At 72.2% G+C, this 21,307-nt stretch carries 17 protein-coding genes; 11 read left to right on the top strand and 6 right to left on the bottom strand.

What is annotated here, in order from left to right; genetic code table 11:
- The first annotated feature begins 21 nt into the window (after positions 1-21).
- From ACFYQ5_RS34435 to fxsA, 4 genes are all read left to right on the top strand, one after another.
- Positions 22-462 (top strand): Lrp/AsnC family transcriptional regulator, encoded by a 441-nt coding sequence (locus ACFYQ5_RS34435; protein WP_033304241.1) that lies wholly within the window; start codon positions 22-24, stop codon positions 460-462.
- Positions 463-530: 68 nt separating this feature from the next.
- Positions 531-2,171 (top strand): amidohydrolase, encoded by a 1,641-nt coding sequence (locus ACFYQ5_RS34430; RefSeq protein WP_389203347.1) that lies wholly within the window; start codon positions 531-533, stop codon positions 2,169-2,171.
- A 534-nt stretch (positions 2,172-2,705) separates the two neighbouring features.
- Complete coding sequence (locus ACFYQ5_RS34425; protein WP_389203345.1) at positions 2,706-3,473, top strand: polyprenol monophosphomannose synthase; 768 nt, start codon at positions 2,706-2,708, stop codon at positions 3,471-3,473.
- Positions 3,474-3,540: 67 nt separating this feature from the next.
- Positions 3,541-4,143: an FxsA family membrane protein gene (gene fxsA / locus ACFYQ5_RS34420; protein WP_389203343.1), complete on the top strand. Its 603-nt coding sequence runs from the start codon at positions 3,541-3,543 to the stop codon at positions 4,141-4,143.
- A 121-nt stretch (positions 4,144-4,264) separates the two neighbouring features.
- Here the strand turns inward: fxsA and ACFYQ5_RS34415 are convergent, their stop codons facing one another.
- The 4 genes from ACFYQ5_RS34415 to ACFYQ5_RS34400 all read right to left on the bottom strand — a co-directional run bounded on the left by ACFYQ5_RS34415 (position 4,265) and on the right by ACFYQ5_RS34400 (position 7,753).
- A complete protein-coding gene (locus tag ACFYQ5_RS34415) occupies positions 4,265-4,639 on the bottom strand; it encodes an RNA polymerase-binding protein RbpA (protein WP_078598328.1) in 375 nt (124 codons plus the stop codon).
- Positions 4,640-4,903: 264 nt separating this feature from the next.
- On the bottom strand, positions 4,904-6,268 hold the full coding sequence (locus ACFYQ5_RS34410; protein ID WP_389203341.1) for an MFS transporter: 1,365 nt from the start codon (positions 6,266-6,268) through the stop codon (positions 4,904-4,906).
- A 46-nt stretch (positions 6,269-6,314) separates the two neighbouring features.
- Positions 6,315-7,088: a glycerophosphodiester phosphodiesterase family protein gene (locus ACFYQ5_RS34405; protein WP_389203340.1), complete on the bottom strand. Its 774-nt coding sequence runs from the start codon at positions 7,086-7,088 to the stop codon at positions 6,315-6,317.
- Complete coding sequence (locus ACFYQ5_RS34400) at positions 7,085-7,753, bottom strand: YitT family protein (protein WP_389203338.1); 669 nt, start codon at positions 7,751-7,753, stop codon at positions 7,085-7,087. The genes ACFYQ5_RS34405 and ACFYQ5_RS34400 overlap by 4 nt, the downstream gene beginning before the upstream one ends.
- Before the next feature lie 104 nt (positions 7,754-7,857).
- Between ACFYQ5_RS34400 and ACFYQ5_RS34395 the strand changes: the two genes are divergently transcribed.
- On the top strand, positions 7,858-9,357 hold the full coding sequence (locus tag ACFYQ5_RS34395) for a PLP-dependent aminotransferase family protein (protein WP_389203337.1): 1,500 nt from the start codon (positions 7,858-7,860) through the stop codon (positions 9,355-9,357).
- Positions 9,358-9,386: 29 nt separating this feature from the next.
- Here ACFYQ5_RS34395 and ACFYQ5_RS34390 read toward each other — a convergent pair whose 3' ends face one another.
- On the bottom strand, positions 9,387-10,988 hold the full coding sequence (locus tag ACFYQ5_RS34390) for a hypothetical protein (RefSeq protein ID WP_389203336.1): 1,602 nt from the start codon (positions 10,986-10,988) through the stop codon (positions 9,387-9,389).
- A 37-nt stretch (positions 10,989-11,025) separates the two neighbouring features.
- Positions 11,026-11,220, bottom strand: a complete 195-nt coding sequence (locus ACFYQ5_RS34385; protein WP_014044751.1) for a hypothetical protein — start codon at positions 11,218-11,220, stop codon at positions 11,026-11,028.
- Positions 11,221-11,544: 324 nt separating this feature from the next.
- Here ACFYQ5_RS34385 and ACFYQ5_RS34380 point away from each other — a divergent pair, with 324 nt between their 5' ends.
- From ACFYQ5_RS34380 to ACFYQ5_RS34355, 6 genes are all read left to right on the top strand, one after another.
- A complete protein-coding gene (locus ACFYQ5_RS34380; protein WP_389203334.1) occupies positions 11,545-11,937 on the top strand; it encodes an ankyrin repeat domain-containing protein in 393 nt (130 codons plus the stop codon).
- 242 nt (positions 11,938-12,179) lie between these two features.
- The gene (locus ACFYQ5_RS34375) at positions 12,180-13,598 is read left to right on the top strand and encodes a HEAT repeat domain-containing protein (protein ID WP_389203333.1); all 1,419 of its coding nucleotides are present in this window, start codon (positions 12,180-12,182) and stop codon (positions 13,596-13,598) included.
- A gap of 131 nt (positions 13,599-13,729) precedes the next feature.
- A complete protein-coding gene (locus ACFYQ5_RS34370) occupies positions 13,730-14,860 on the top strand; it encodes a glycosyltransferase family 4 protein (protein ID WP_389203331.1) in 1,131 nt (376 codons plus the stop codon).
- A 208-nt stretch (positions 14,861-15,068) separates the two neighbouring features.
- On the top strand, positions 15,069-18,680 hold the full coding sequence (locus ACFYQ5_RS34365) for a hydantoinase B/oxoprolinase family protein (protein WP_389203330.1): 3,612 nt from the start codon (positions 15,069-15,071) through the stop codon (positions 18,678-18,680).
- 57 nt (positions 18,681-18,737) lie between these two features.
- On the top strand, positions 18,738-20,264 hold the full coding sequence (locus tag ACFYQ5_RS34360; RefSeq protein WP_389203327.1) for a hypothetical protein: 1,527 nt from the start codon (positions 18,738-18,740) through the stop codon (positions 20,262-20,264).
- A 68-nt stretch (positions 20,265-20,332) separates the two neighbouring features.
- Positions 20,333-21,244, top strand: coding sequence for a hypothetical protein (locus tag ACFYQ5_RS34355; RefSeq protein WP_389203379.1), 912 nt, complete (start codon positions 20,333-20,335; stop codon positions 21,242-21,244).
- Positions 21,245-21,307 lie beyond the last annotated feature (63 nt).

Genomic DNA, 21,307 nt, shown 5'->3' with positions numbered 1-21,307 from the left:
CGGGGCCATAGGTTGATCCGCATGGAGGAGCTGGACCGTCAGATCGTGGAGTTGCTCGTCAAGGACGGGCGGATGAGCTACACCGACCTGGGCAAGGCCACGGGCCTGTCCACCTCGGCCGTTCATCAGCGTGTTCGCCGGCTGGAGCAGCGCGGGGTGATCCGGGGCTACGCCGCGGTCGTCGACCCCGAAGCTGTCGGCCTGCCCCTCACCGCGTTCATCTCGGTGAAACCCTTCGACCCGAGCGCACCCGACGACATCGCCGAACGGCTCGCCGGTGTGCCGGAGCTGGAGGCGTGCCACAGCGTCGCGGGTGACGAGAACTACATCCTCAAGGTGCGGGTCTCCAGCCCTCTGGAGCTCGAGCACCTGCTCACCCGGATCCGTACGCTGGCCGGCGTCTCCACCCGCACGACCGTCGTCCTCTCCACGCCTTACGAGGCGCGTCCACCGCGCATCTGAGGCGTCCCGCCCGCCGATGCGGAGGGGGCGGGGGAGGAACCGGTCCCGACAGGCGCGAGACTGGTCCCATGACCGAGAACGCCACCCCCCAGAGCGAACACCGCACCGTGCTGCTGCGCGGTGGAGACGTCCACAGCCCCGCCGATCCGTTCGCCACCGCGATGGTCGTCGAACGCGGCCATGTCGCCTGGGTGGGCTCCGAGGGGGCTGCCGACGCCTTCGAGAGTGGTGTCGACGAGGTGATCGACCTGGAAGGGGCCCTGGTCACCCCGGCCTTCACCGACTCCCACGTCCACACCACGTCGACCGGACTCGCCCTCACGGGGCTGGATCTGTCGGGCGCGTGCACGCTCCCTGAAGCCCTCGGGCTCGTACGCGCGTTCGCGGACAGGCATGCCGGGGACGGAGTGATCCTCGGCCACGGGTGGGACGCGGCCCGCTGGCCCGAGCAGAGGCCTCCGTCGCGTGCCGAGCTCGACGACGCGGCCGGTGGCAGGGCCGTCTACCTGCCCCGTGTGGACGTCCACTCGGCAGTGGTGACCACAGCGCTCCTGGACCTCGTCCCGGGCGTCACCGCACTGCCCGGATACCACCCCGACGCCCCCCTGACCGGCGACGCCCACCACGCGGTGCGGGCGGCCGCCCACGGCGCCGTCACGCCACGGCAGCGGGCGCAGGCCCAGCGTGCCGCGCTGGCGCACGCCGCCTCGCTCGGAATCGGCACCGTGCACGAGTGCGCGGGCCCCGAGATCTCGGACGAGGAGGATTTCACCGGGCTGCTGAAGCTGGCCGCCGAGCAGCCCGGTCCCCGGGTCTTCGGTTACTGGGCGGAGCACGTCGAGGACGCGAAGGGTGCGCGCCGGGTCAGGGAACTCGGTGCCGTCGGCGCGGCCGGTGACCTCTTCGTCGACGGTTCCCTGGGCTCGCACACCGCCCTCCTGCACGAGCCGTACGCCGACGCCCCGCACACCGGCGCCGGCCGGCTCGACGCCTCGCAGATCGCCGCACATGTGACGGCGTGCACCGAGGCGGGGCTCCAGGCCGGCTTTCACGCCATCGGCGACGCGGCGGTCTCCGCCGTGGTGGCAGGCGTCCGGGCCGCATCCGAGACCCTCGGGCTCGCCCGGATCCGGGCCGCCAGGCACCGTGTCGAGCACGCCGAGATGCTTACCCCGGAAACCGTCGCCGCCTTCGCCGAACTGGGCCTCACCGCCTCGGTCCAGCCGGCCTTCGACGCCGCCTGGGGCGGCTCGGACGGCATGTACGCCAGGCGCCTGGGCGCGGAGCGCGCCGCGACCCTCAACCCGTACGCGGCGCTTCTGCGTGCCGGTGTGCCCCTCGCCTTCGGCTCGGACAGTCCGGTCACCCCGCTCGACCCCTGGGGAACCGTGCGGGCGGCGGCCCATCACCGCACGCCCGGGCACCGTGTCTCCGTACGCGCCGGCTTCACCGCCCACACGCGGGGTGGCTGGCGGGCCGTCGGGCGGGACGACGGGGGCGTTCTCGTCCCGGGGGCCCCGGCCGACTACGCCGTCTGGCGTACCGGCGAACTGCTGGTCCAGGCCCCGGACGACCGGGTGGCGCGATGGTCCACCGATCCCCGCTCCGGCACCCCTGGCCTGCCCGATCTCACCCCTGGGGCGGAGCTTCCGGTCTGTCTGCGCACGGTGGTCTTCGGACAAACGGTCTACGTAAGACCGAACGAGTGACGTCGGGACATTTCGTACCGCCGATCGAAGGTGCGGGGGCTCTGTCACGACCTGCGAGTCCTCGGCACTGACCAGGCGTTTTCGGGAGAAATGGCAGGTCGGCGAACTGTTGACAGAGAGCGCCCACGGGCCGGTAGGTTCGGCCGGGTCCACCACTGGACGTCCGACCGGTCAAACCTCCACGCAGTCGTCGAACGCCGCTGGGTCATGGGGTGGCGTGCCGCACCGGCGCACCACCCCTGACAGCCAGGTTCAGCGCCCGCGCCTCGGGGGCGAGGGAAGGTATGGTCCGGACGGCAGGTGCGACCCGGGTGGGGCCCGGAGGTTCAGTAGACAACGGCTCTCGGTCGACCCGCAGCCAGCGGGCCCCAGGTCGGCCCGAAGGACGCCGGGCCCCGATCCGCAGCACTGCCCTTCTGTCCGCAGTTCCATGCTTCTGTCCGGACGCCACACGCCACCCCGCGACCGCGTCGGAGTCCGGCCGCGCCGCGCTGGATATGGTGTGCACCTGCGTACGGACTTTAAGGGGCAGTAGTGAACGACGGCGGTCAGAGGCAGTTCGGCCCGCTCGGCAGGGTCTTGGTGATCATTCCGACCTACAACGAGGCCGAGAACGTCAAGCTGATCGTCGCCCGGGTGCGCGCCGCCGTTCCGGAAGCGGACATCCTCGTCGCCGACGACAACAGCCCCGACGGCACCGGCAAGGTCGCCGACGAGCTGGCGGTCGGCGACAGCCAGGTGCACGTCCTGCACCGCAAGGGCAAGGAAGGGCTCGGCGCCGCCTATCTGGCCGGTTTCCGCTGGGGTTCCGAACACGGCTACGGCGTCCTGGTCGAGATGGACGCGGACGGCTCGCACCAGCCCGAGGAACTGCCCCGCCTCCTCACCGCTCTGAAGGGTGCCGACCTGGTCCTCGGTTCGCGCTGGGTACCCGGCGGCCGGGTGGTCAACTGGCCCAGGCACCGCGAGATGATCTCGCGCGGCGGCAGTCTCTACTCCCGGATGCTGCTGGGCCTCGCGGTGCGGGACGTCACCGGCGGATACCGGGCCTTCCGCACCGGGACCCTGGATCATCTCGGCCTCGACGAGGTCGCCTCACAGGGCTACTGCTTCCAGGTCGACCTCGCCCGGCGGGCCGTCGAGGCGGGCTGTCACGTCGTCGAGGTGCCGATCACCTTCATGGAACGGGAGATCGGCGACTCCAAGATGAGCCGCGACATCCTCGTCGAGGCCCTGTGGAGAGTCACCGGCTGGGGCATCACCGGCCGCGCCAACAAGGCGCTGGGCCGCAAGACGCCCTGACCTTCCTCGGCAGCCTCATGATCACCCCCTTACGCCGCTCGCACGCCCGTACAGGCACACTGGGGGCATGACGACCGGCACACCGCCTCCGAACCGTCCCCGGCGCTCGCGCGCCCGTACCCTCCTGCCGCTGGGCGTCGCCGCCTGGCTGGTGCTGGAGATCTGGCTGCTGACCGTGGTGGCCGGCGCGGCGAACGGCTTCACCGTGCTGCTGATCCTGGTCGCCGGCGCCGTGCTGGGCGCCGCGGTGATCAAGCGGGCGGGCCGGCGGGCCTTCCGCAACCTCACCGAGACCCTTCAGCAGATGCCGGGGCAGCCCGGCGCTCCCGCGGGAGGCCCGGCCTCGACCTCGTCCGGGAGCAAGGGCAACGGCTTCCTCATGCTGGGCGGCCTGCTCCTGATGATCCCGGGCGTGATCTCCGACGCGGCGGGACTCCTGCTCCTGGTGCCCCCGGTCCGCTCCGTTCTCGGACGCTACGCGGAGCGTTCCCTGGACCGCCGGATGAGGGCGGCGGCGCCGGGAGGCCTCCAGGACGCCTTCCAGCAGGCCCGTATCCACCGTCCGGACGGAAAGGTGGTCCAGGGTGAGGTCATACGCGAGGACGGCACACCCGCACGCCCGCGACCCGACGACGGCCCGGGCGTCGAGCGCCCGCCGCTGATCCCCTGAGTGACCACGCGCGAAGAGTGACCGCGCACGGAAGAGCCGAAGGCGCACGGAAGAGCCGAGGGCCGCGACACATGTTCTGTGTCGCGGCCCTCGGCTCTTTGTGCAGTGCGGTGATACGCGGTCAGGCAGACTTCCTGCTGTCCCGCGGGTGCACGGCGATGTTCATGGCGCCGGAGCGCAGAACCGCCAGCCTCTCGGCCAGCACCTCCTCCAGCTCCTCGCGGGTACGCCGCTCCATGAGCATGTCCCAGTGCGTACGCGCAGGCTTGCCCTTCTTCTCCTCGGGGCCGTCCCCGTCCACCAGGAGTGCCGTGGCGCCGCACGCCTTGCACTCCCACTCCGCCGGAATTTCCGCCTCTACCGAGAACGGCATCTCAAATCGATGTCCGTTCGGGCATGCGTACTCCACCGCCTGGCGCGGGGCCAGATCGATGCCGCGGTCCGTCTCGTAGCTGGTAACCACGAGTCGCGTACCGCGGAGAGCTCGCTCACTCATGAATCGTGCCTCCCGGGCTTGTCGCCCACAGGACAGGTGTCGCTGTCGTCGTCATCCGGTCAACGTCCGGTCGGCGGTAAAGATTCCCGTTGCCGGTCATGCGTCGCCCGTCGTGCCGCTGCTTGTTCTGGGTTTACTACCCGCCGGTGCCCGGTTTGTCACATCTGGTCGAAGTTGTCACCCAAGGGTTCGGCTTCTTCCGCTCGCAGTAACGGTCCTCCGGGCACACCAAAGGCGTACACTACCGGCCTTTCACTTCAACGTCTAAATCCGGTCCGGCACGGGATTGCCCGCGGCGGCCACCCCGGCCCGGACGGGAACCCTCGCCAGGAGCGCGGCGCCGAGCGCGAAGAAGAGCACCAGGGACAGGATCGCGTCCCGGTAACTGCCGGTGAGCTGGTAGCCGAGACCGAAGACCAGGGGCCCCAGCCAGCTGAGTCCCCGGTCGCTCATCTCGTAGGCGGAGAAGTACTCCGCCTCCTTCCCGCGCGGCACCAGATGCGAGAACAGTGACCGCGAGAGTGCCTGGCTGCCGCCCATCACGAGGCCGATCGCGGCCGCCAGGGTGTAGAAGAACACGGGCGCGTCGGCGGGGAGCGCGTACGCCGCGGCGAGGATCAGCGTCCAGACGGCCAGGGAGACGAGAATCGTGCGCTTCGCTCCGTACAGCCGGGCGAGTCGAGCCATCCCCAGTGCCCCCGCCACCGCGAGCACCTGCACCAGCAGCACCGCGATGATCAGGGTCGTCTGGTCGAGGCCGAGCTCCTCGGAGCCGTACAGCGAGGCCTGGGAGATCACCGTCTGGATGCCGTCGTTGTAGACCAGATACGCGAGCAGGAAGGACAGGGTGAGCGGGTGGCGGCGCATGTCGCGCAGCGTCGCCCGCAACTGCCGCCAGCCGGAGCCGACCGCACCGTCGCCGCCGGGCGCCACCCGGCGGTCGCGCAGCCGCCGCAGCGGTACGAGGGCGAAGGCACCCCACCACACGCCGGCGGAGGCGATGCAGATCCGGACCGCGTCGGACTCGGACAGCCCGAAGGAGTCGTGTCCCGTGTAGAGGACCAGATTCAGGACGAGGACGAGCGCGCCCGAGGTGTACCCGAAGGCCCAGCCGCGCGAGGAGACCGCGTCACGTTCCTCCGGGGTGGCGATCTGCGGCAGGTACGCGTTGTACAGGGCCATGGACACGGAGATCGAGGCGTTCGCCACGATCAGCAGGAAGGCACCCAGCAGATAGCGATGTCCCTCCAGGAAGAACATGCAGGCCGTCGCCGTCGCACCCGTGTACGCGGCCGCCGCGAGCAGGGGCTTCTTGCGTCCTGTGCGGTCCGCCGCCGCGCCCACGACCGGCATCACGATCACGGCCACGACGATGGACACCGACACGGTGTACGCGAAGAGTGAGCCGGCCCGCACGGGTATGCCCAGCGGATGCACGTACCCCTCCGCGTCGGCGGCGGCCTTGGCTATCGACGTCAGGTAGGGGCCGAGGAAGACCGTCACGACGCTGGTGGAATACACGGAGCAGGCGAAGTCGTAGAAGTACCAGCCGCGTTGCTCTCGCCTGCGTTCGGCGGCCTCGACCGGCTGTCCGGCCGGATCCGCCGTTCCTGCGGTACCGGTGCTCACGCCGCGCCCCCTCGTACTTCGTGTGCGGACGCGGCAGGCCCCGGCGTCAGGCCCAGGCCCCCCGCTCGCTCAGCACCGTGCGCAGCGTCTCGATGTGATCGGTCATGATGCCATCCACCCCGAGGTCCAGGAGCGCCGCCATCCGTTCCGGTTCGTTGACCGTCCAGACATGGACCTGCAGCCCGCGCGCGTGCGCCGTGCGGACGAAGCCCCGGTCGACGACGCGGACGCCGTTCTGGCTCTCCGGGACCTGCGCGCAGACCGCGCCCGCCCGGAGAGCCGCGGGGATGCCGTACGAGCGCAGCCGCAGACCGAGCACGCCGCGCACCCCGTAGGAGGTGGCCAGACGGGGGCCCGCGAGGCGGTGCGCCCTGGCCACGCGCGCCTCCGAGAACGAACCCACGCACACCCGGTCCCAGGCGTCGGTCCTGCGGATCAGGTCGATGAGCGGCACGAGGGCGGGCTCCGCCTTGATGTCCACGTTCCAGCGGGCGTGGGGAAACTCCTCCAGCAGCTCCTCGAAGAGCGGCAGCGGCTCGCTGCCCGCCACCCTCGCCCGGCGCACCTCGCTCCAGGGCAGCCCGGCTATCCGCCCCCGGGAGTCCGTCACCCGGTCCAGGGTCGGGTCGTGGAAGGCGACCAGGCGGCCGTCCGCCGTGGCGTGCACATCGGTCTCGAAGTAGCGGTAGCCGGCGCCGGCCGCACGCCGGAAAGCGGCTGCGGTGTTCTCCAAGCCGTCCGCCGCCCCGCCACGGTGGGCGAAGGGAATCGTCGAAGGATGGTCCAGGTAGGGGTGGCGCCCCGAAGTCGCTGCGGTCACCGCGGAAGTATCGCTCCTGGCGGTGTCCGCCCGGCAACGGCAGGGGTGCCGGCGTCCGGCGAGGGGACGTGGAAGAGGCGCAGGAAGAACTGGGCGAGCGGACCGATGGCCAGGGCGTACAGGACCGTGCCCACGCCGAGCGAACCGCCGAGCAGGAAGCCGGTCACGACCACGGCCACTTCGATCGCCGTGCGCACCAGCCTGATGGAACGGCCGGTGAGCCGGTTCAGACCGGTCATCAGGCCGTCGCGCGGCCCCGGGCCGAAGCGGGCGGAGATGTACAGGCCCGTGGCGACGCCGTTGAGCACGATGCCCGCGGCCATCGCCGGGATCTGCGCCGCGAGGCCGTGCACATCCGGTACGAGGGCGAGTGTGCCGTCCATCGCGATGCCGACGGCGAACACGTTGGAGACGGTGCCGAGCCCCGGGCGCTGCCTGATCGGGAGCCACAGGAGGAGGACGACCGCTCCGACGACGATCGAGACGACCCCGATGGAGATGCCGGTCCGCTCGGCGAGCCCCTGGTGCAGCACTCCCCATGGTTCGAGTCCGAGTCCGGCACGGACCAGGAGTGCCGAACTCGCCCCGTACAGGGCCAGACCCACGTACAGATGGATCAGCCTCCGGACGAGCCGGGCGTTGCCCCGGGTGGTGGTGTCGGACAAGTTGTGCCCCCTGTGTGGTGGTGGTAGTGGACTGCTTCGTGTCACTCTGTGGCAGGGGATTGGCTGCCAACTATGGCCAATCCTAGGAAGGTGGACTGATTATTTTGGCGCAGTGGACTTCGATCGTCGGTGCGGCGCAGCTCGCCCGTCAGCTCCAGGGCCAGCAGGCGCGCCCCTTGGCGCCGGGCGCCCGTAAGCCGCCCGCCTACCGCGCCCTCGCCGACGGAGTGCGTCTGCTCGTCCTGGAGGGCCGGGTCCCGGTCGCCGCGCGGCTTCCCGCCGAACGGGAGCTCGCGCTGGCGTTGTCCTTCAGCCGGACCACCGTCGCCGCCGCCTACGAGGCGCTGCGGGCGGAGGGATTCCTGGAGTCGCGCCGCGGGGCCGGCAGCTGGACCGCCGTCCCGGCGGGCAATCCGCTGCCCGCCCGGGGTCTCGAACCACTGCCCCCGGAGTCGCTCGGCTCGATGATCGACCTGGGGTGCGCCTCGCTGCCCGCCCCGGAGCCCTGGCTGACCCGGGCCGTCCAGGGCGCCCTGGAGGAGCTGCCGCCGTACGCGCACACGCACGGCGACTACCCGGCCGGCCTTCCCGCCCTCCGGCAGATGATCGCGGACCGCTACACCGGGCACGGCATCCCCACGATGCCCGAACAGATCATGGTCACCACGGGGGCGATGGGCGCCATCGACGCCATCTGTCATCTCTTCGCCGGGCGCGGCGAGCGCATCGCCGTGGAGTCCCCGAGTTACGCCAACATCCTCCAGCTCATGCGGGAGGCCGGCGCCAGGCTGGTGCCCGTGGCGATGGAGGAGGGCCTCGGCGGCTGGGACATGAACCGATGGCGGCAGGTCCTGCGGGATGCCGCGCCGAGGCTGGCCTATGTCGTCGCCGACTTCCACAACCCCACCGGGGCCCTGGCCGACGAGCAGCAGCGCCGCGCCCTGGTCGAGGCCGCCCGGTCGGCGGGCACGGTCCTGGTGGTCGACGAGACCATGCACGAGCTGCACCTGGACACGGACGTGGCGATGCCCCGCAGGGTCTGCGCGTTCGACCCGGCCGGCAGCACCGTCCTGACCGTCGGCTCCGCGAGCAAGGCGTTCTGGGCCGGCATGCGGATCGGCTGGGTGCGGGCCGCACCGGACGTCATCCGCAGCCTGGTCGCGGCACGCGCGTACGCCGACATGGGGACGCCGGTGCTGGAACAGCTCGCCATCAACTGGCTGCTGCGGACGGGCGGCTGGGAGCAGGCCGTGGCGATCCGGCGTGAGCAGGCGCGGGAGAACAGGGACGACCTGGTGCGGGCGCTGCGGCGGGAGCTCCCGGAGTGGGAGTTCGAGGTGCCGGCCGGCGGCCTCACCCTGTGGGTGCGCACCGGCGGGCTCTCCGGCTCCCGCCTGGCCGTGGCGGGCGAGCGGGTCGGCGTCCGTGTCCCGTCGGGGCCCCGGTTCGGGGTCGACGGGGCCTTCGAGGGCTATGTGCGGCTGCCGTTCACCGTGGGCGGCCCGCTGGCGGACGAGGCGGCGCTCCGGCTCGCCGCGGCCGCCGGGCTGGTCGGCTCCGGGGCGAGCGTGGGAGCGGAGGCGCCCCGGACCTTCGTGGCCTGAGGTGCCCGGGCCTTCAGGCTCCGAGGCGCTCACCCCTCCGCGACGGCCGGCGTCCCGATCAGCCGCTCCGTGTGCACGGACACGGGCTCGGCGGCGGCTTCAGGAGTGGCCTGCTCCACCGCAGGAGCCCCGCCGGGCAGCAGGTCGAGCACCGCCCGGCGGTGGGCCTCGCTCGTGGCCTCGTCGTGCGGGTCCGGAGTGGCGGGCACCTGGAGCCGGAGGACCGGCCCGCTGCCCAGCCGGGTGTATCCGCGCCCCGGAGGGACGTCCGAGGTGGGTGTGGTGTGCGGCTGCGTGCCCAGGACCGCCTCCACCTGTTCGCGGTCCGCGGGGCCGAGGACGGCGCGTGCCCTGGTGTGGGTCCGTACGGTCTCGGTGAGCGCGTCCAGGCTGTCGAGCGTGTCCGCGACGACCACCGTCACCCCGGCGGCGCGGCCGTGCCGCAACGGCACCTGGAGGAGTTCCTGAGGATCCTGCCTGCCGTCGGCGGCCGCCAGGTGCCCCAGGGCGCTCGGGCGGTCCAGCAGGATCCAGAGAGGGCGCTTGATGTCCTCGGGCTCGGGGTGCCCGGCCTGGCGTGCCCGGTTGGCGGCGATGAGCCGCCGCTCGGTCTCGTGCGCCGCCCATTCGAGTGTCGCGAGGGCCCCGGCGAGGCCGCACTCCACCGCCAGTACGCCGTTCCGGCCGGTGAGGAAGCCGTACTCGCCCGTGCCGCCGCCCTCCACGACGAGGATGTCGCCGTGCTGGAGGGCCTGCAGGGCGAGAGAGCGCAACAGGGTCGTGGTGCCGCTGCCGGGATGCCCGGCGATCAGCAGATGAGGCTCCGTCGAACGGGCGCCGGTCCGCCAGATCACCGGAGAGGCGTCCCGCGTCACGTCACCGTCCCGCACCGGAACGGTGCGCCGTACCGCGTCGGTGTCGGTGAACCCGAGTACGGTCTCGCCGGGCGCGGTGACGAAGCGCTGGGCGGCGATGGTGGTGGGGAGCGCGGCGAGCACGGTCATGAGGAGGTGGTTGCTCTCCTCGTCCCAGGCGAAGTGGTATTCGCGGCCCCGCCCCGACTTGGCGTGGAGCACCTGTTCGACCCGGGCCCGGGACGTGGGCTCGCCGTCGGTGAAGTACGCCGGGTAGTTCACCTGGAGCCGGGTGAGACGTCCGTTGCCGTCGAACTCGTACGACGTGCCGAAGGCCTTCTCCCAGTCGCCGCCGTGGGAGAACAGCGGACCGGGGTCGTCGGCCACGGAGAAGTGTGGCACCAGCGCCTCGTAGAGGGCCTGGAGCCGCGCGGTCTCCGCCTCGCCGGGGCCGGTCTTCACGGGGGTGCGGTCGCGCCCCCGCCACGCGGCGGCGCCCATCACCGAGATCAGGGCCAGCAGGAGCCCGTAGGGGATGAGCATCACCAGCAGTACGCAGGCCGCGACGAGGAACAGCACATGTCCGCGCCGGTCCTTGGGTGTCGCGGCCCACTTCTGCCGTCCCGCTCCCGCCAGCAGCCGCAGACCACGGGCGACCGTGATCAGCGGGTGGAGGACGTCGGTGGCGTTGTCGGCGGCCGTGCGTGCGATCTCGCGACTGCGGGTGATCGAAGCGCTGCCGCTGCTCAGAATGCGGGGGAGTGGTCGCCGGGCCACGTCGGTCTCCTGAAGTGGTGGGAGCGGTTTCGGAGCGTCAGAACTTGATCCCGCCCAGCATGCTGGCGAGGCTCGCCCCGCCGGCGGTGATGCTCGGGGCGATGGCCGTGCCGGCCAGGTAGAAGCCGAACAGCGCGCAGATGAGGGCGTGGGAGGCCTTGAGCCCGTCCTTCTTGAAGAACAGGAAGACGATGATGCCGAGCAGTACCACGCCCGAGATGGAGAGGATCATGAGCGGTTCTCCTGGTTGAGGGGACAGTCACCATGAGTACTTCCAGGATCACAAGATGTACCTATACGATAAAAGGTGCAAGTGAGTGAATATCCATGCGTTTCACCCGACCGGAGGGCGAAGCGCGGTTGTCCAGGCGCTCCCGGGAGCCGCGTGGGCCCTGTCTCCACCGGAAAGTGACGCCCGCGCCGTGATCTTCCGCTGCTCCGGGGCAGGCTGACGAATGTCCTGGAGCAGTACTCTGTCGATTCACTCGTACGGCCCCCGCCGTACCCCCACCAGGCCGGTAGCGGCCCGAAGCGGCCATGGAAGGCGGTCCGTCCGATGAGCGAAACCCCCGATCCCGAGGTGGTCGAGCTGGCGACCAAGGTCTTCGACCTGGCCCGCCGGGGCGAGAGCGACGCGCTCGCCGCCTATGTCGACGCGGGTGTCCCGGCGAACCTCACCAACGACCGGGGTGACACCCTGCTCATGCTCGCCGCCTACCACGGGCACGCCCCCGCCGTCGTCGCGCTCGCGGGCCGTGGCGCCGACCCGGACCGGGCCAACGACCGGGGGCAGACCCCGTTGGCCGGAGCGGTCTTCAAGGGTGAGCGCGACGTGATCGACGCGCTGCTCGCCGCAGGGGCCGATCCGGCCTCCGGAACACCCTCCGCCGTGGACACCGCACGCATGTTCGGCAAGGACGACCTGCTGGAACTCTTCGGTGCGCGCTGAGGAGCGTTCCGGTCCGCAGGCCGGCCAGTGCGCCGTAAATGTGGTCGCGTCGGCGAAATGGCTGGGTCATCATGACGTCGCGGGTCCGTTTCGGGCCACCGACGAGAGGCAGAGGAAGATGAGCACCAGGCAGAAGACGGCGGTCGGCCGATCATGTTGCTGCGCGGCCTAGGGGATGTCACCCCGGCACATGGAACAGCACAGTCCCGGTTGCGTCGACAGCTTGATGTGAGGCTTTCCCCATGTTCGATCCGTTCATAGCGCCGAGCGGCACACTGCTCGGCCTGCTGCAGAGGGGCCGCGGCGACGGCACGCTCCACGCGCTCGCCGCCCCGCGCACGGAGGCCCTCGCAGCTCTCAGCCACTGCGTCCTGAGCGATCCGCGGCACGACTGGCAGGTCGAGAACCGCTCCCTCTACTACGCGCGCCTCTACCTCGATCTCGACGGGGGCACCGAGGAGATCGAGCGGCACCTCTGGGATCCCGAGGACCACCTCGACACCGATGAGTCACGCACCGGTCTCGCGCTCGCCGTGCTGGGGCACCTCGCCTCCTACGGGCGCGAGGACGCCCTCGTACTCCTGCGCCGGTACGCCGCGACGGGAGCCAACTGGGCCTGGGCGCTCGACGAGCTCGCCCTGCGTGACGACGACGCCGGGCTGCGTTCCCTGGCCGAGCCGGTGCTCGCGCGGTTCCCCGCCACCGCGGAGGGCACGGCCGAGTTGGCTGCCACCGTGCGGGACGCCTTCGAGCCCCGCCCCTGGCGGCTCTGGGCCGACGACCCGCGTGAAGCGGTCGGCGCCCGGGTCAGGGCGGCGACGGAGCAGGGCTCCTTCGACCGATGGCAGCGGCAGATGAAGCCCGGCGGACCGCGCCCCGGCTGGAGTGTCCAGGCGGTGTTCGACTGGGCCCAGGAAGGGCTGGAACGCGGCAGCGCGCTCCACGTCCCGGCGGCCCGCTGCCTCTCCGCCGTCGCCGGTACCGAGGACCGTCCCCTGATCGTCGAGGCCGCCCGCAGCGGCTCCGACGGCGCACGCTGCGCCGCCCTGCACTACCTGGCCGAGGTCCAGGACCCTGCCGTGCTCGACATCGTCGAGGAGGCCGTCGTCGGCCCGTCCCGCACCGTCGCCGATGCGGCCGTGGCCGCCTTCGAGCGCATGTGCGGAGACGCGGCGGTCCACCGGGCCCGGCGCTGGGCCCACCGGCCCGACGCCCTCGGAGCCTCGGCGGCCGGGGTCCTGGCCTGCCGAGGCGTCGTACAGGACGCCCCGCTCGTCCTCGCCGCGCTGCGCGAGGCGGTCAGGGGCGAGGGCCCCGACGCCCCGCGCCTGTGGACCCTCGTCGACGGCGCGGGGCGCCTGGGCATCGCCTGCGCCGCACCCGTCCTGCGCCATGTGTACCGGGAGACGTCCTCCTCGCACCTGCGTGGCCGTGCCGCCCGCGCGCTGGCCGCCACGGACCCGTCCTTCGCCAGCGGATTCGCCGTCGAATGCCTCTGGGACTGCGAGGAGACCACCCGGGAGCTGGCCGCCCACCACGCGGAGACCGGGGACATCCGGGTCGCCGAACGGCTGAGGCGGCTCGCCGCCGACCCCGCCGAGGAGGCCGAGGTCCAGACCGCCGTGCGCAGCAGGATCGGGCCGGACGCGCCCGCCGTCTGAGCCGGAGCTCAGCCGGCACACGGAGCCGGATGCCGCGCGCCGGGGGCGCGCGGCTAAACGCTCATAGGACGTTCCCCGGACGGAAAGATCCAAGTCGGCGAGGGCACTCCCGGCGCGGTGACAACACCCGTATGCGTGTCGTCATCGTCACCGAATCCTTCCCGCCCGACGTCAACGGTGTGGCCCACTGCACCCTGCAGACCGCCCGGCACCTCGCCGCCCGCGGTCACCAGCCGCTCGTCATCGCCCCGGCCGGAGCGACGGCCTCCACCGACTCCGCGTCCACCGGCGATCCCTGCCCCGTGGTGCGCGTCCCCTCGCTTCCTCTGCCCGGCTACCCGCAGGTCCGCGTGGCGCTCCCCGGCAGGCGGCTCGCCGCCGCGCTGACCGGGCACCGCGCCGAACTCGTCCACCTTGCGGGACCGTTCGTCCTCGGTGTACGGGGCATGGCGGTCGCCACCCGGCTGGGGCTCCCCGCCGTGGCCGTCTACCAGACCGACCTGGCCGGTTACGCCCGCACCTATCTGGGCACCGGGGAGAGCGCCGCCTGGCGCCGGATGCGCGCCGTGCACAGCGCCGCGGACCTCACCCTCGCCCCCTCCTGCGCCGCGCGGCGCGACCTCACCGACCACGGCGTGCCCCGGGTACGGCTGTGGCCCCGGGGCGTCGACACCGTACGGTTCCGCCCGGACCTGCGCGACGAAGCCCTCCGCCGCGCCCTCGCCCCCGGCGGCGAGAAGATCATCGGGTACGCGGGACGGCTCGCCCCCGAGAAGCACGTCGAACTGCTCGCCGGCACCTGCTCGCTGCCCGGGGTGCGCGTCGTGGTCGTCGGCGACGGGCCGAGCGAGGCGTCGCTGCGCTCCGCGCTGCCCGGTGCGGTCTTCCTGGGGCGCCGTACGGGGGACGACCTCGCCCGCTTCTTCGCCTCCCTGGACGTCTTCGTGCACACCGGGCCCTACGAGACCTTCTGCCAGACCGTGCAGGAGGCCATGGCCTCCGGGGTCCCGGTCGTCGCCCCGGCGGCCGGAGGGCCGCTCGACCTCGTCGCCGACGGGAGCACCGGGCTGCTGGTGCCACCCCACGACGCGGCGGCGGTGCGGCAGGCGGTCGCCGCACTCGTCGCGGACGCCCCGCGCGCCGAGGCCTTCGGCAGGACCGCCCGGGCCGCGGTCGAGGGCCGCACCTGGGAAGCCGTCGGCGACCAGCTCCTCGGCCACTACGACGAGGTCCTCCGCGGCCGGACGGCGGTGGCCGCGTGAACGGGCACAGCCGTGACGGGCTGCGGATCGTGCGGCCGGCGAACTTCGTCACGCCCGCCCCGGGAGGTCTGCCGAGGTTGGGCCACCGGGCGCGCGGCACGGCTGGACGGCTCGACGCGCGGGCCGGGCAGGCGCTGACCGAGGCACTGGCCGGCTTGTCCCGTACGCCACCTCTGCGGGGATTCGTCCCCCGCGCCAGAATGGAGGGATGACCGGACGCTGGGAGTTCTGGATCGACCGCGGCGGAACCTTCACGGACGTGGTGGGACGGGACCCCGGCGGCCGGCTGATCTCCCGCAAGCTGCTGTCGCACGACCCCGGCCGCTACCGCGACGCCGCCGTCGCCGGGATCCGGCTGCTGCTCGGTCTCGGCCCCCACGACCCGGTCCCCGCCGACCGGGTCGCGGGCGTCAAGATGGGCACGACCGTCGCCACCAACGCCCTCCTGGAGCGGCGGGGCGAGCCGACCGTCCTGGTCATCACCGAAGGCTTCCGGGACGCCCTGCGGATCGCCTACCAGAACCGGCCGCACCTCTTCGACCGCCGCATCCTGCTCCCCGAGGCCGTGTACGACCGGGTCGTCGAGGTCCCGGAGCGCACCGACGCCCGGGGAAGGATCGTGAGAGCCCTCGACCGCGCCGCCGTGGCCGAGCGGCTGAGAGAGGTCGCGGAGGACGGGATCCGCAGCGCTGCCGTCGTACTCATGCACGGCTACCGCCATCCGGACCACGAGAGAGCCGTCGCGGAGGAAGCCAGGGCGGCGGGCTTCACCCAGATCAGCTGTTCGCACGAGGTCAGCCCGCTGATCAAGCTGGTGCCGCGCGGCGACACCACCGTCGTCGACGCCTACCTCTCGCCGATCCTGCGCCGCTACGTCGACGAGGTGGCGGCCGAACTCCCCGGGATCCGCCTCATGTTCATGCAGTCCAACGGCGGGCTGCGCGAGGCCGCGCACTTCCGGGGCAAGGACGCCGTGCTCTCCGGCCCCGCCGGCGGCGTCGTCGGCATGGTGCGTACGTCAGCGCAGGCGGGCTACGACCGGGTCATCGGCTTCGACATGGGCGGTACCTCCACCGATGTCTCCCACTACGCGGGCGAGTTCGAACGCGAGCTCGGTACCCAGGTGGCAGGGGTGCGGATGAGCGCGCCCATGATGAGCATCCACACCGTCGCCGCGGGCGGCGGGTCCGTCCTGCACTTCGACGGACGGCGCTACCGGGTCGGCCCCGACTCGGCCGGAGCCGACCCCGGACCCGCCTGCTACCGCCGGGGCGGGCCGCTCACCGTCACCGACGCCAACGTGATGCTCGGCCGCATCCGCCCGGAGCACTTCCCCGCCGTCTTCGGCCCCGAGGGCGACCGGCCGCTCGACGCCGGTCTCGTGGCGAGACGCTTCGGCGCGCTGGCCGACGAGGTGTCCGCCGCCACCGGAGGCGGGCGCACGGCCGAGGAGGTGGCCGCGGGCTTCCTGGAGATCGCCGTGCTGAACATGGCGAACGCCGTCAAGAAGATCTCCGTCCAACGCGGCCACGACATCACCCGCTACGCCCTCACCGGCTTCGGCGGCGCGGGAGGACAGCACGCCTGCGCGGTCGCCGACGCCCTGGGCGTCGACACCGTCCTCGTACCGCCGCTCGCCGGTGTCCTCTCCGCGTACGGGATCGGCCTCGCCGACGCCACCGCGATGCGCGAACAGTCCGTCGAAGCCGGACTGGGCGAGGAGACCGGCAGCCGGGTTCGCGGTATCTGCGAGGGGCTGGCGGAGCGCACCCGCGCCGAACTCCGAGCCGACGGCGTCCCTGACAGCGCCATCGGCACCCGGGCGCGGATCCTCCTGCGTTACGCCGGCACGGACGCCGCCCTGCCCGTCGCCCGAGGCACCGTCGCCGCCATGACCGGGGAGTTCACCGAAGCCCACCGGGCGCGGTACGGATTCACCATGGACAAGCCCCTGGTGGTCGAGGCCGTCTCGGTGGAAGCGACCGGCACGGCCGGACCGCACACCCCACCCCGGACCGGCGTGCGTACGGGAGAAGGAGCTCTCCGGCCCCTCGGAACCGTCAGGATGTTCACCGGCGCGGGATGGCGGGACGCCGGTCTGTACCGCCGTGGAACACTGCGCACCGGGGACACCGTGACCGGCCCGGCCGTCGTCGCCGAGGACGACGCAACCACCGTCGTGGACCCCGGCTGGCAGGCCACGGCGGGACCGGCCGGACATCTCGTGCTGCACCGGGTCGTGCCGCGGCCCGGACGGACCGCCGTCGGCACCCGGGTGGACCCGGTCATGCTCGAAGTGTTCAACAACCTCTTCATGTCGATCGCCGAACAGATGGGCGTACGACTGGAGAACACGGCGCATTCCGTCAACATCAAGGAACGGCTGGACTTCTCGTGCGCGCTGTTCGACGCGGACGGCAATCTGGTGGCCAACGCCCCGCACATCCCGGTCCACCTGGGGTCCATGGGGGAGTCGATCAAGGAGGTGCTGCGTCGCAACGAGGGCTCCCTGCGGCCCGGCGACGTGTACGCCGTCAACGATCCCTACCACGGCGGCACCCACCTGCCGGATGTGACCGTCGTGACGCCCGTGTTCGACGAGCCCGAGGACGGACGGGGGAGCCGGCTGCGCTTCCTGGTCGCTTCACGCGGCCACCACGCGGAGATCGGCGGCATCACCCCGGGCTCCATGCCCGCCTTCAGCAGGACGATCGACGACGAAGGCGTCCTGTTCGACAACTGGCCGCTGGTGCGCGACGGAACCCTCCGCGAGGCGGAGACCCGAGACCTGCTCACCACCGCGGTCCACCCCTCGCGTGACCCGGACACCAACCTCGCCGACCTGCGCGCCCAGATCGCGGCCAACGAGAAAGGCATCACGGAACTGCGGCGCATGACACGCCAGTTCGGGCAGGACGTCGTCGAGGCCTACATGGGCCACGTCCAGGACAACGCCGAGGAGTCCGTACGTCGCATCGTGGCCGGGCTGCGCGACGGCTCCTGCCGTTACGAGACCGACAACGGCGCCTTCATCGACGTGAGCGTGACCGTGGACCGCGACGCCCGCCGGGCCGTCCTCGACTTCGAGGGCACCTCCCCGCAGCAGGCCGGCAACTTCAACGCCCCCACATCCGTGGTCATGGCCGCCGTCCTCTACGTGTTCCGGACCCTCGTCGAGGACGACATCCCCCTCAACAGCGGCTGCCTGAAGCCCCTGGACATCCGCGTCCCGAAGGGTTCGATGCTGGCACCCGTCCACCCGGCGGCGACCGTCGCCGGCAACGTCGAGACCTCCCAGGCCGTCACCGGCGCCCTCTACGCGGCCCTGGGTGTCCAGGCCGAGGGGTCCGGCACCATGAACAACCTCACCTTCGGCAACGACCGGATCCAGTACTACGAGACCGTCGCGAGCGGTTCCGGCGCCGGCGACGGCTTCGACGGGGCCGACGCCGTGCAGACCCATATGACCAACTCCCGGCTCACCGACCCCGAGATCCTCGAGTGGCGCTATCCGGTGCTGCTGGAGAGCTTCGGCGTACGCGAGGACAGCGGAGGCCCCGGCCGCTGGCACGGCGGCCGCGGGGTGGAACGCCGCATCCGTTTCCTCGAACCCGTCACCGTCGCACTGCTGTCAGGACACCGCCGGGTACCGCCGTACGGCATGGCGGGCGGCGGGCCGGGAGCCCTCGGCGAGCAGTACGTCGAACGGGCCGACGGCACGACCGTGACCCCGCTCGAAGGCTGCGACACCGCAGAGCTGGACACCGGGGACGTCCTGGTGCTGCGCACCCCCGGAGGGGGCGGTTACGGGCGCCCGTGACCGGTCGCTTCTGCGCCGTTTCGACCGTTGTCGGTGCGAGGACCTAATCTGTGCAGCGTGACTTCGCCTGCCGACACCCAGACCGCTGCGCCCCAGCTCAGCGCGGGACCGCGGCCCGCCCCGGGCCCCGCCGCCGATGAGGGGCTCTCGCGTCGGCTGCGCGCGCTCGCCTGCACCGCCCCGCTGCACGACCTCGACGTGCGCAAGGCCAATCTGGCCGGCGAGTACACGGTCTACGCGATGGCCGAAGTGGCCCTCGCGGCGATCGACCTGGTCACCCTCAACATGGACTTCGACACGGGCGCCGACCACGACCAGATAGTGGCCAGGCTCCTCCCGCGCGTCGCCGCCCAGGCACCGCGCCGGCCCGTCACCGAGCACGAACGGGTCGCGCGCTGGGTCCTGGAGAACCTGATCAACGTCGGCAGTGTGGACCGCGGCTTCCGCGCCGTGTACGGCACCTTCGGGCCCGACGGCGTGTACGTCCGCAGGGATTACGACTTCAAACTCATCGAGGAAGTCCCCGGCCACGGCGGCACCGTCTACCTCCGTGCCACCGACGAGGCGGTCAACGTCCTGGTCGGCGCCCTGGACACGGATGTCACCAGCGCCCAGATCGCCGCCGAGGTGAAGCTGGAGGTCCTCATCAGCAGGGGCCGCCTCGCCGACGCGCAGCTCGCCGCCGAGCAGGCCCGCTACCGCACCGTGCAGTACGCCGAGACGCTCCGCAGGACGCTGGAGGCGACCCGGCGCAACGTCCGCGCCGTCGACTGGCTCAACGCCGTACCCGACATGATCACCGAGGCGCTGGACCACGTCGCCGACCGCTACCGCCACGAGAACGCGATCCTCACCAACATCCGCAAGGCCAGGGACGAGGCGGAGGAGCCCGAGAACAAGCGCCGCGCCGCCGAGCTCGTCGACATCGTCAAGGACTGCATCCGCCGCCACACCCAGCTCCAGTCCAGACTGCTGGAGGCGGGGCCCCTCTTCCGGGCCGAGCAGGACCGGCAGGCGTTCGCCGCCCCCACCGCGCGGGCCGGCCTCGACCTGTACGGGCAACTCGTCGTCCCGCTGCTGCCGCTCCCCGTCGAGCAGGCCGCCCGGGTCACCGACGCGTACTTCGCGCACGGCACCGGGCTGCGCACACCCACGTCGGTCCGGGTCGGCGACCTCGTCGACCTGCTGCTCATGCCCCCGGTGGAGCGGGAGCACCTGGGCGCCGAAATGCCCGAACCCGACCTCATCGCCACCCCGGACGACAGCCGGTTCAGCGAGGAACAGCTCGGATACGCCATGGAACTGCTCGACCTGGAGCACGACGCCCCCCGCCGGCTCTCCGGACTCCTTGCCGAGGCCCGGCTGCGCGACCCCGAGCTGCCCTACCTGGTCGCCCTGCTCGCCGTTCACGCGGCGAGCCCACCGGTCGGCACGGCCTACCGCCAGGGCGAGCGCCGCCTGCTGTTCGCCGTCGACGACGGCACCCCGCTCGAGGACCACGAATTCGGCGGGGCCGACCTGATAGTGGGCATGGCGCTGCTGGACGCGGCGGGCATGGCCGCGGACCGCAAGGACGCGTCGTGAGCGTCTCCGGGCCCGACCACCCACCCGCTGCCGCCAGGGAGCGGCACCCGTACCGAGGAGTCACCGAGTTGAGCGAGCAGCACGCCGAGCACACCGACGCGTGGGGCGAACAGTCCCTCCCGCACGCGGCCGACGCCGCACGGCCGGCCGCTCCCGCAGCTGTCACCCCCGCCGACGCGGCCGACGCGGCCCGGCTGGTCTCGTTCGGGCTGCAGCCGAAGCTGATGCCCGCCCGCGACACCGAATACACCGAGCTGCTCCGCCGGTACCGCGAGGAACCGTCCTTCGCCCGGCTCGCCGACGCCGTCGCCACCGGCCTGGGACTCGTCGTCCTGGAGGTCTCCACCCGCGCCGGTATGGCCGTCACCGCCGGCGCGGACTCGGTCTTCGCCGTACGCATGGGCGACTACGCCCGGCGCGCGTCCTCCGACTCCGCCGACCGCTTCCTGCACGGCCTCGCCCACCTCGCCGTGGCCTCCATGGCCTTCCCCCGGCCCGAGGACCTGGCCGACGACTCCTACATCGGCCGCATCACGGTCAACGGAGTCGACGCCTTCGTCCGCCAGGCATGCCGACGCCTGGAGGAGCGCGCCGAGGAACAGGGTGACAACACCGACCCGGCCACCGACGCCCCCGGCCTGGAATCAGGGTGGCGGATCTACGCCCGCCGCAGTTCCACCGGCGCCACCAAGGACGCCCGCCGCCTCGCCGGGTCCACCACCGGCATCATCGGCAAAGCCGTCGCCTTCCTCACCGACTCGGGTTTCCTCCAGCGCACGGGGGACGACGCGGGCGGTGCCTACCGCACCACAGCCCGCTACCAACTCCAGGTACGCGACATGGCGGGCAGCGCCGCCATGGCCGAGCTGCTCGAGCTCGGCGTCGTCCCGGTCACGGACGGCTCGGCCACCCTGCTGCCCCCGCCCGACCCCGAGAGCCTGGAGCTGGCCGCCGACGCGGGGCTTCCCTTCCACTCCTGAACCCCGTGCCGCCCTTCCGACCGCCCCGCCCCCGCTGCCTCATCAGCTGCCCGCCCGCCGCCT

Source organism: Streptomyces sp. NPDC005794 (assembly GCF_042871445.1).
Taxonomy (GTDB): Bacteria; Actinomycetota; Actinomycetes; order Streptomycetales; family Streptomycetaceae; genus Streptomyces.
Note: the sequence above shows the minus strand (reverse complement) of the source record. Positions and strands in the feature narration are given on the sequence as shown.

Excerpts from the sequence above, each read along its gene's own strand:
- fxsA (WP_389203343.1), top strand. The coding sequence starts at position 3,541 with ATGACGACCGGCACACCGCCTCCGAACCGTCCCCGGCGCTCGCGCGCC.
- ACFYQ5_RS34385 (WP_014044751.1), bottom strand. The coding sequence starts at position 11,220 with ATGATCCTCTCCATCTCGGGCGTGGTACTGCTCGGCATCATCGTCTTC.
- ACFYQ5_RS34380 (WP_389203334.1), top strand. The coding sequence starts at position 11,545 with ATGAGCGAAACCCCCGATCCCGAGGTGGTCGAGCTGGCGACCAAGGTC.
- ACFYQ5_RS34365 (WP_389203330.1), top strand. The coding sequence starts at position 15,069 with ATGACCGGACGCTGGGAGTTCTGGATCGACCGCGGCGGAACCTTCACG.
- ACFYQ5_RS34375 (WP_389203333.1), top strand. The coding sequence starts at position 12,180 with ATGTTCGATCCGTTCATAGCGCCGAGCGGCACACTGCTCGGCCTGCTG.
- ACFYQ5_RS34415 (WP_078598328.1), bottom strand. The coding sequence starts at position 4,639 with ATGAGTGAGCGAGCTCTCCGCGGTACGCGACTCGTGGTTACCAGCTAC.
- ACFYQ5_RS34430 (WP_389203347.1), top strand. The coding sequence starts at position 531 with ATGACCGAGAACGCCACCCCCCAGAGCGAACACCGCACCGTGCTGCTG.
- ACFYQ5_RS34370 (WP_389203331.1), top strand. The coding sequence starts at position 13,730 with ATGCGTGTCGTCATCGTCACCGAATCCTTCCCGCCCGACGTCAACGGT.
- ACFYQ5_RS34435 (WP_033304241.1), top strand. The coding sequence starts at position 22 with ATGGAGGAGCTGGACCGTCAGATCGTGGAGTTGCTCGTCAAGGACGGG.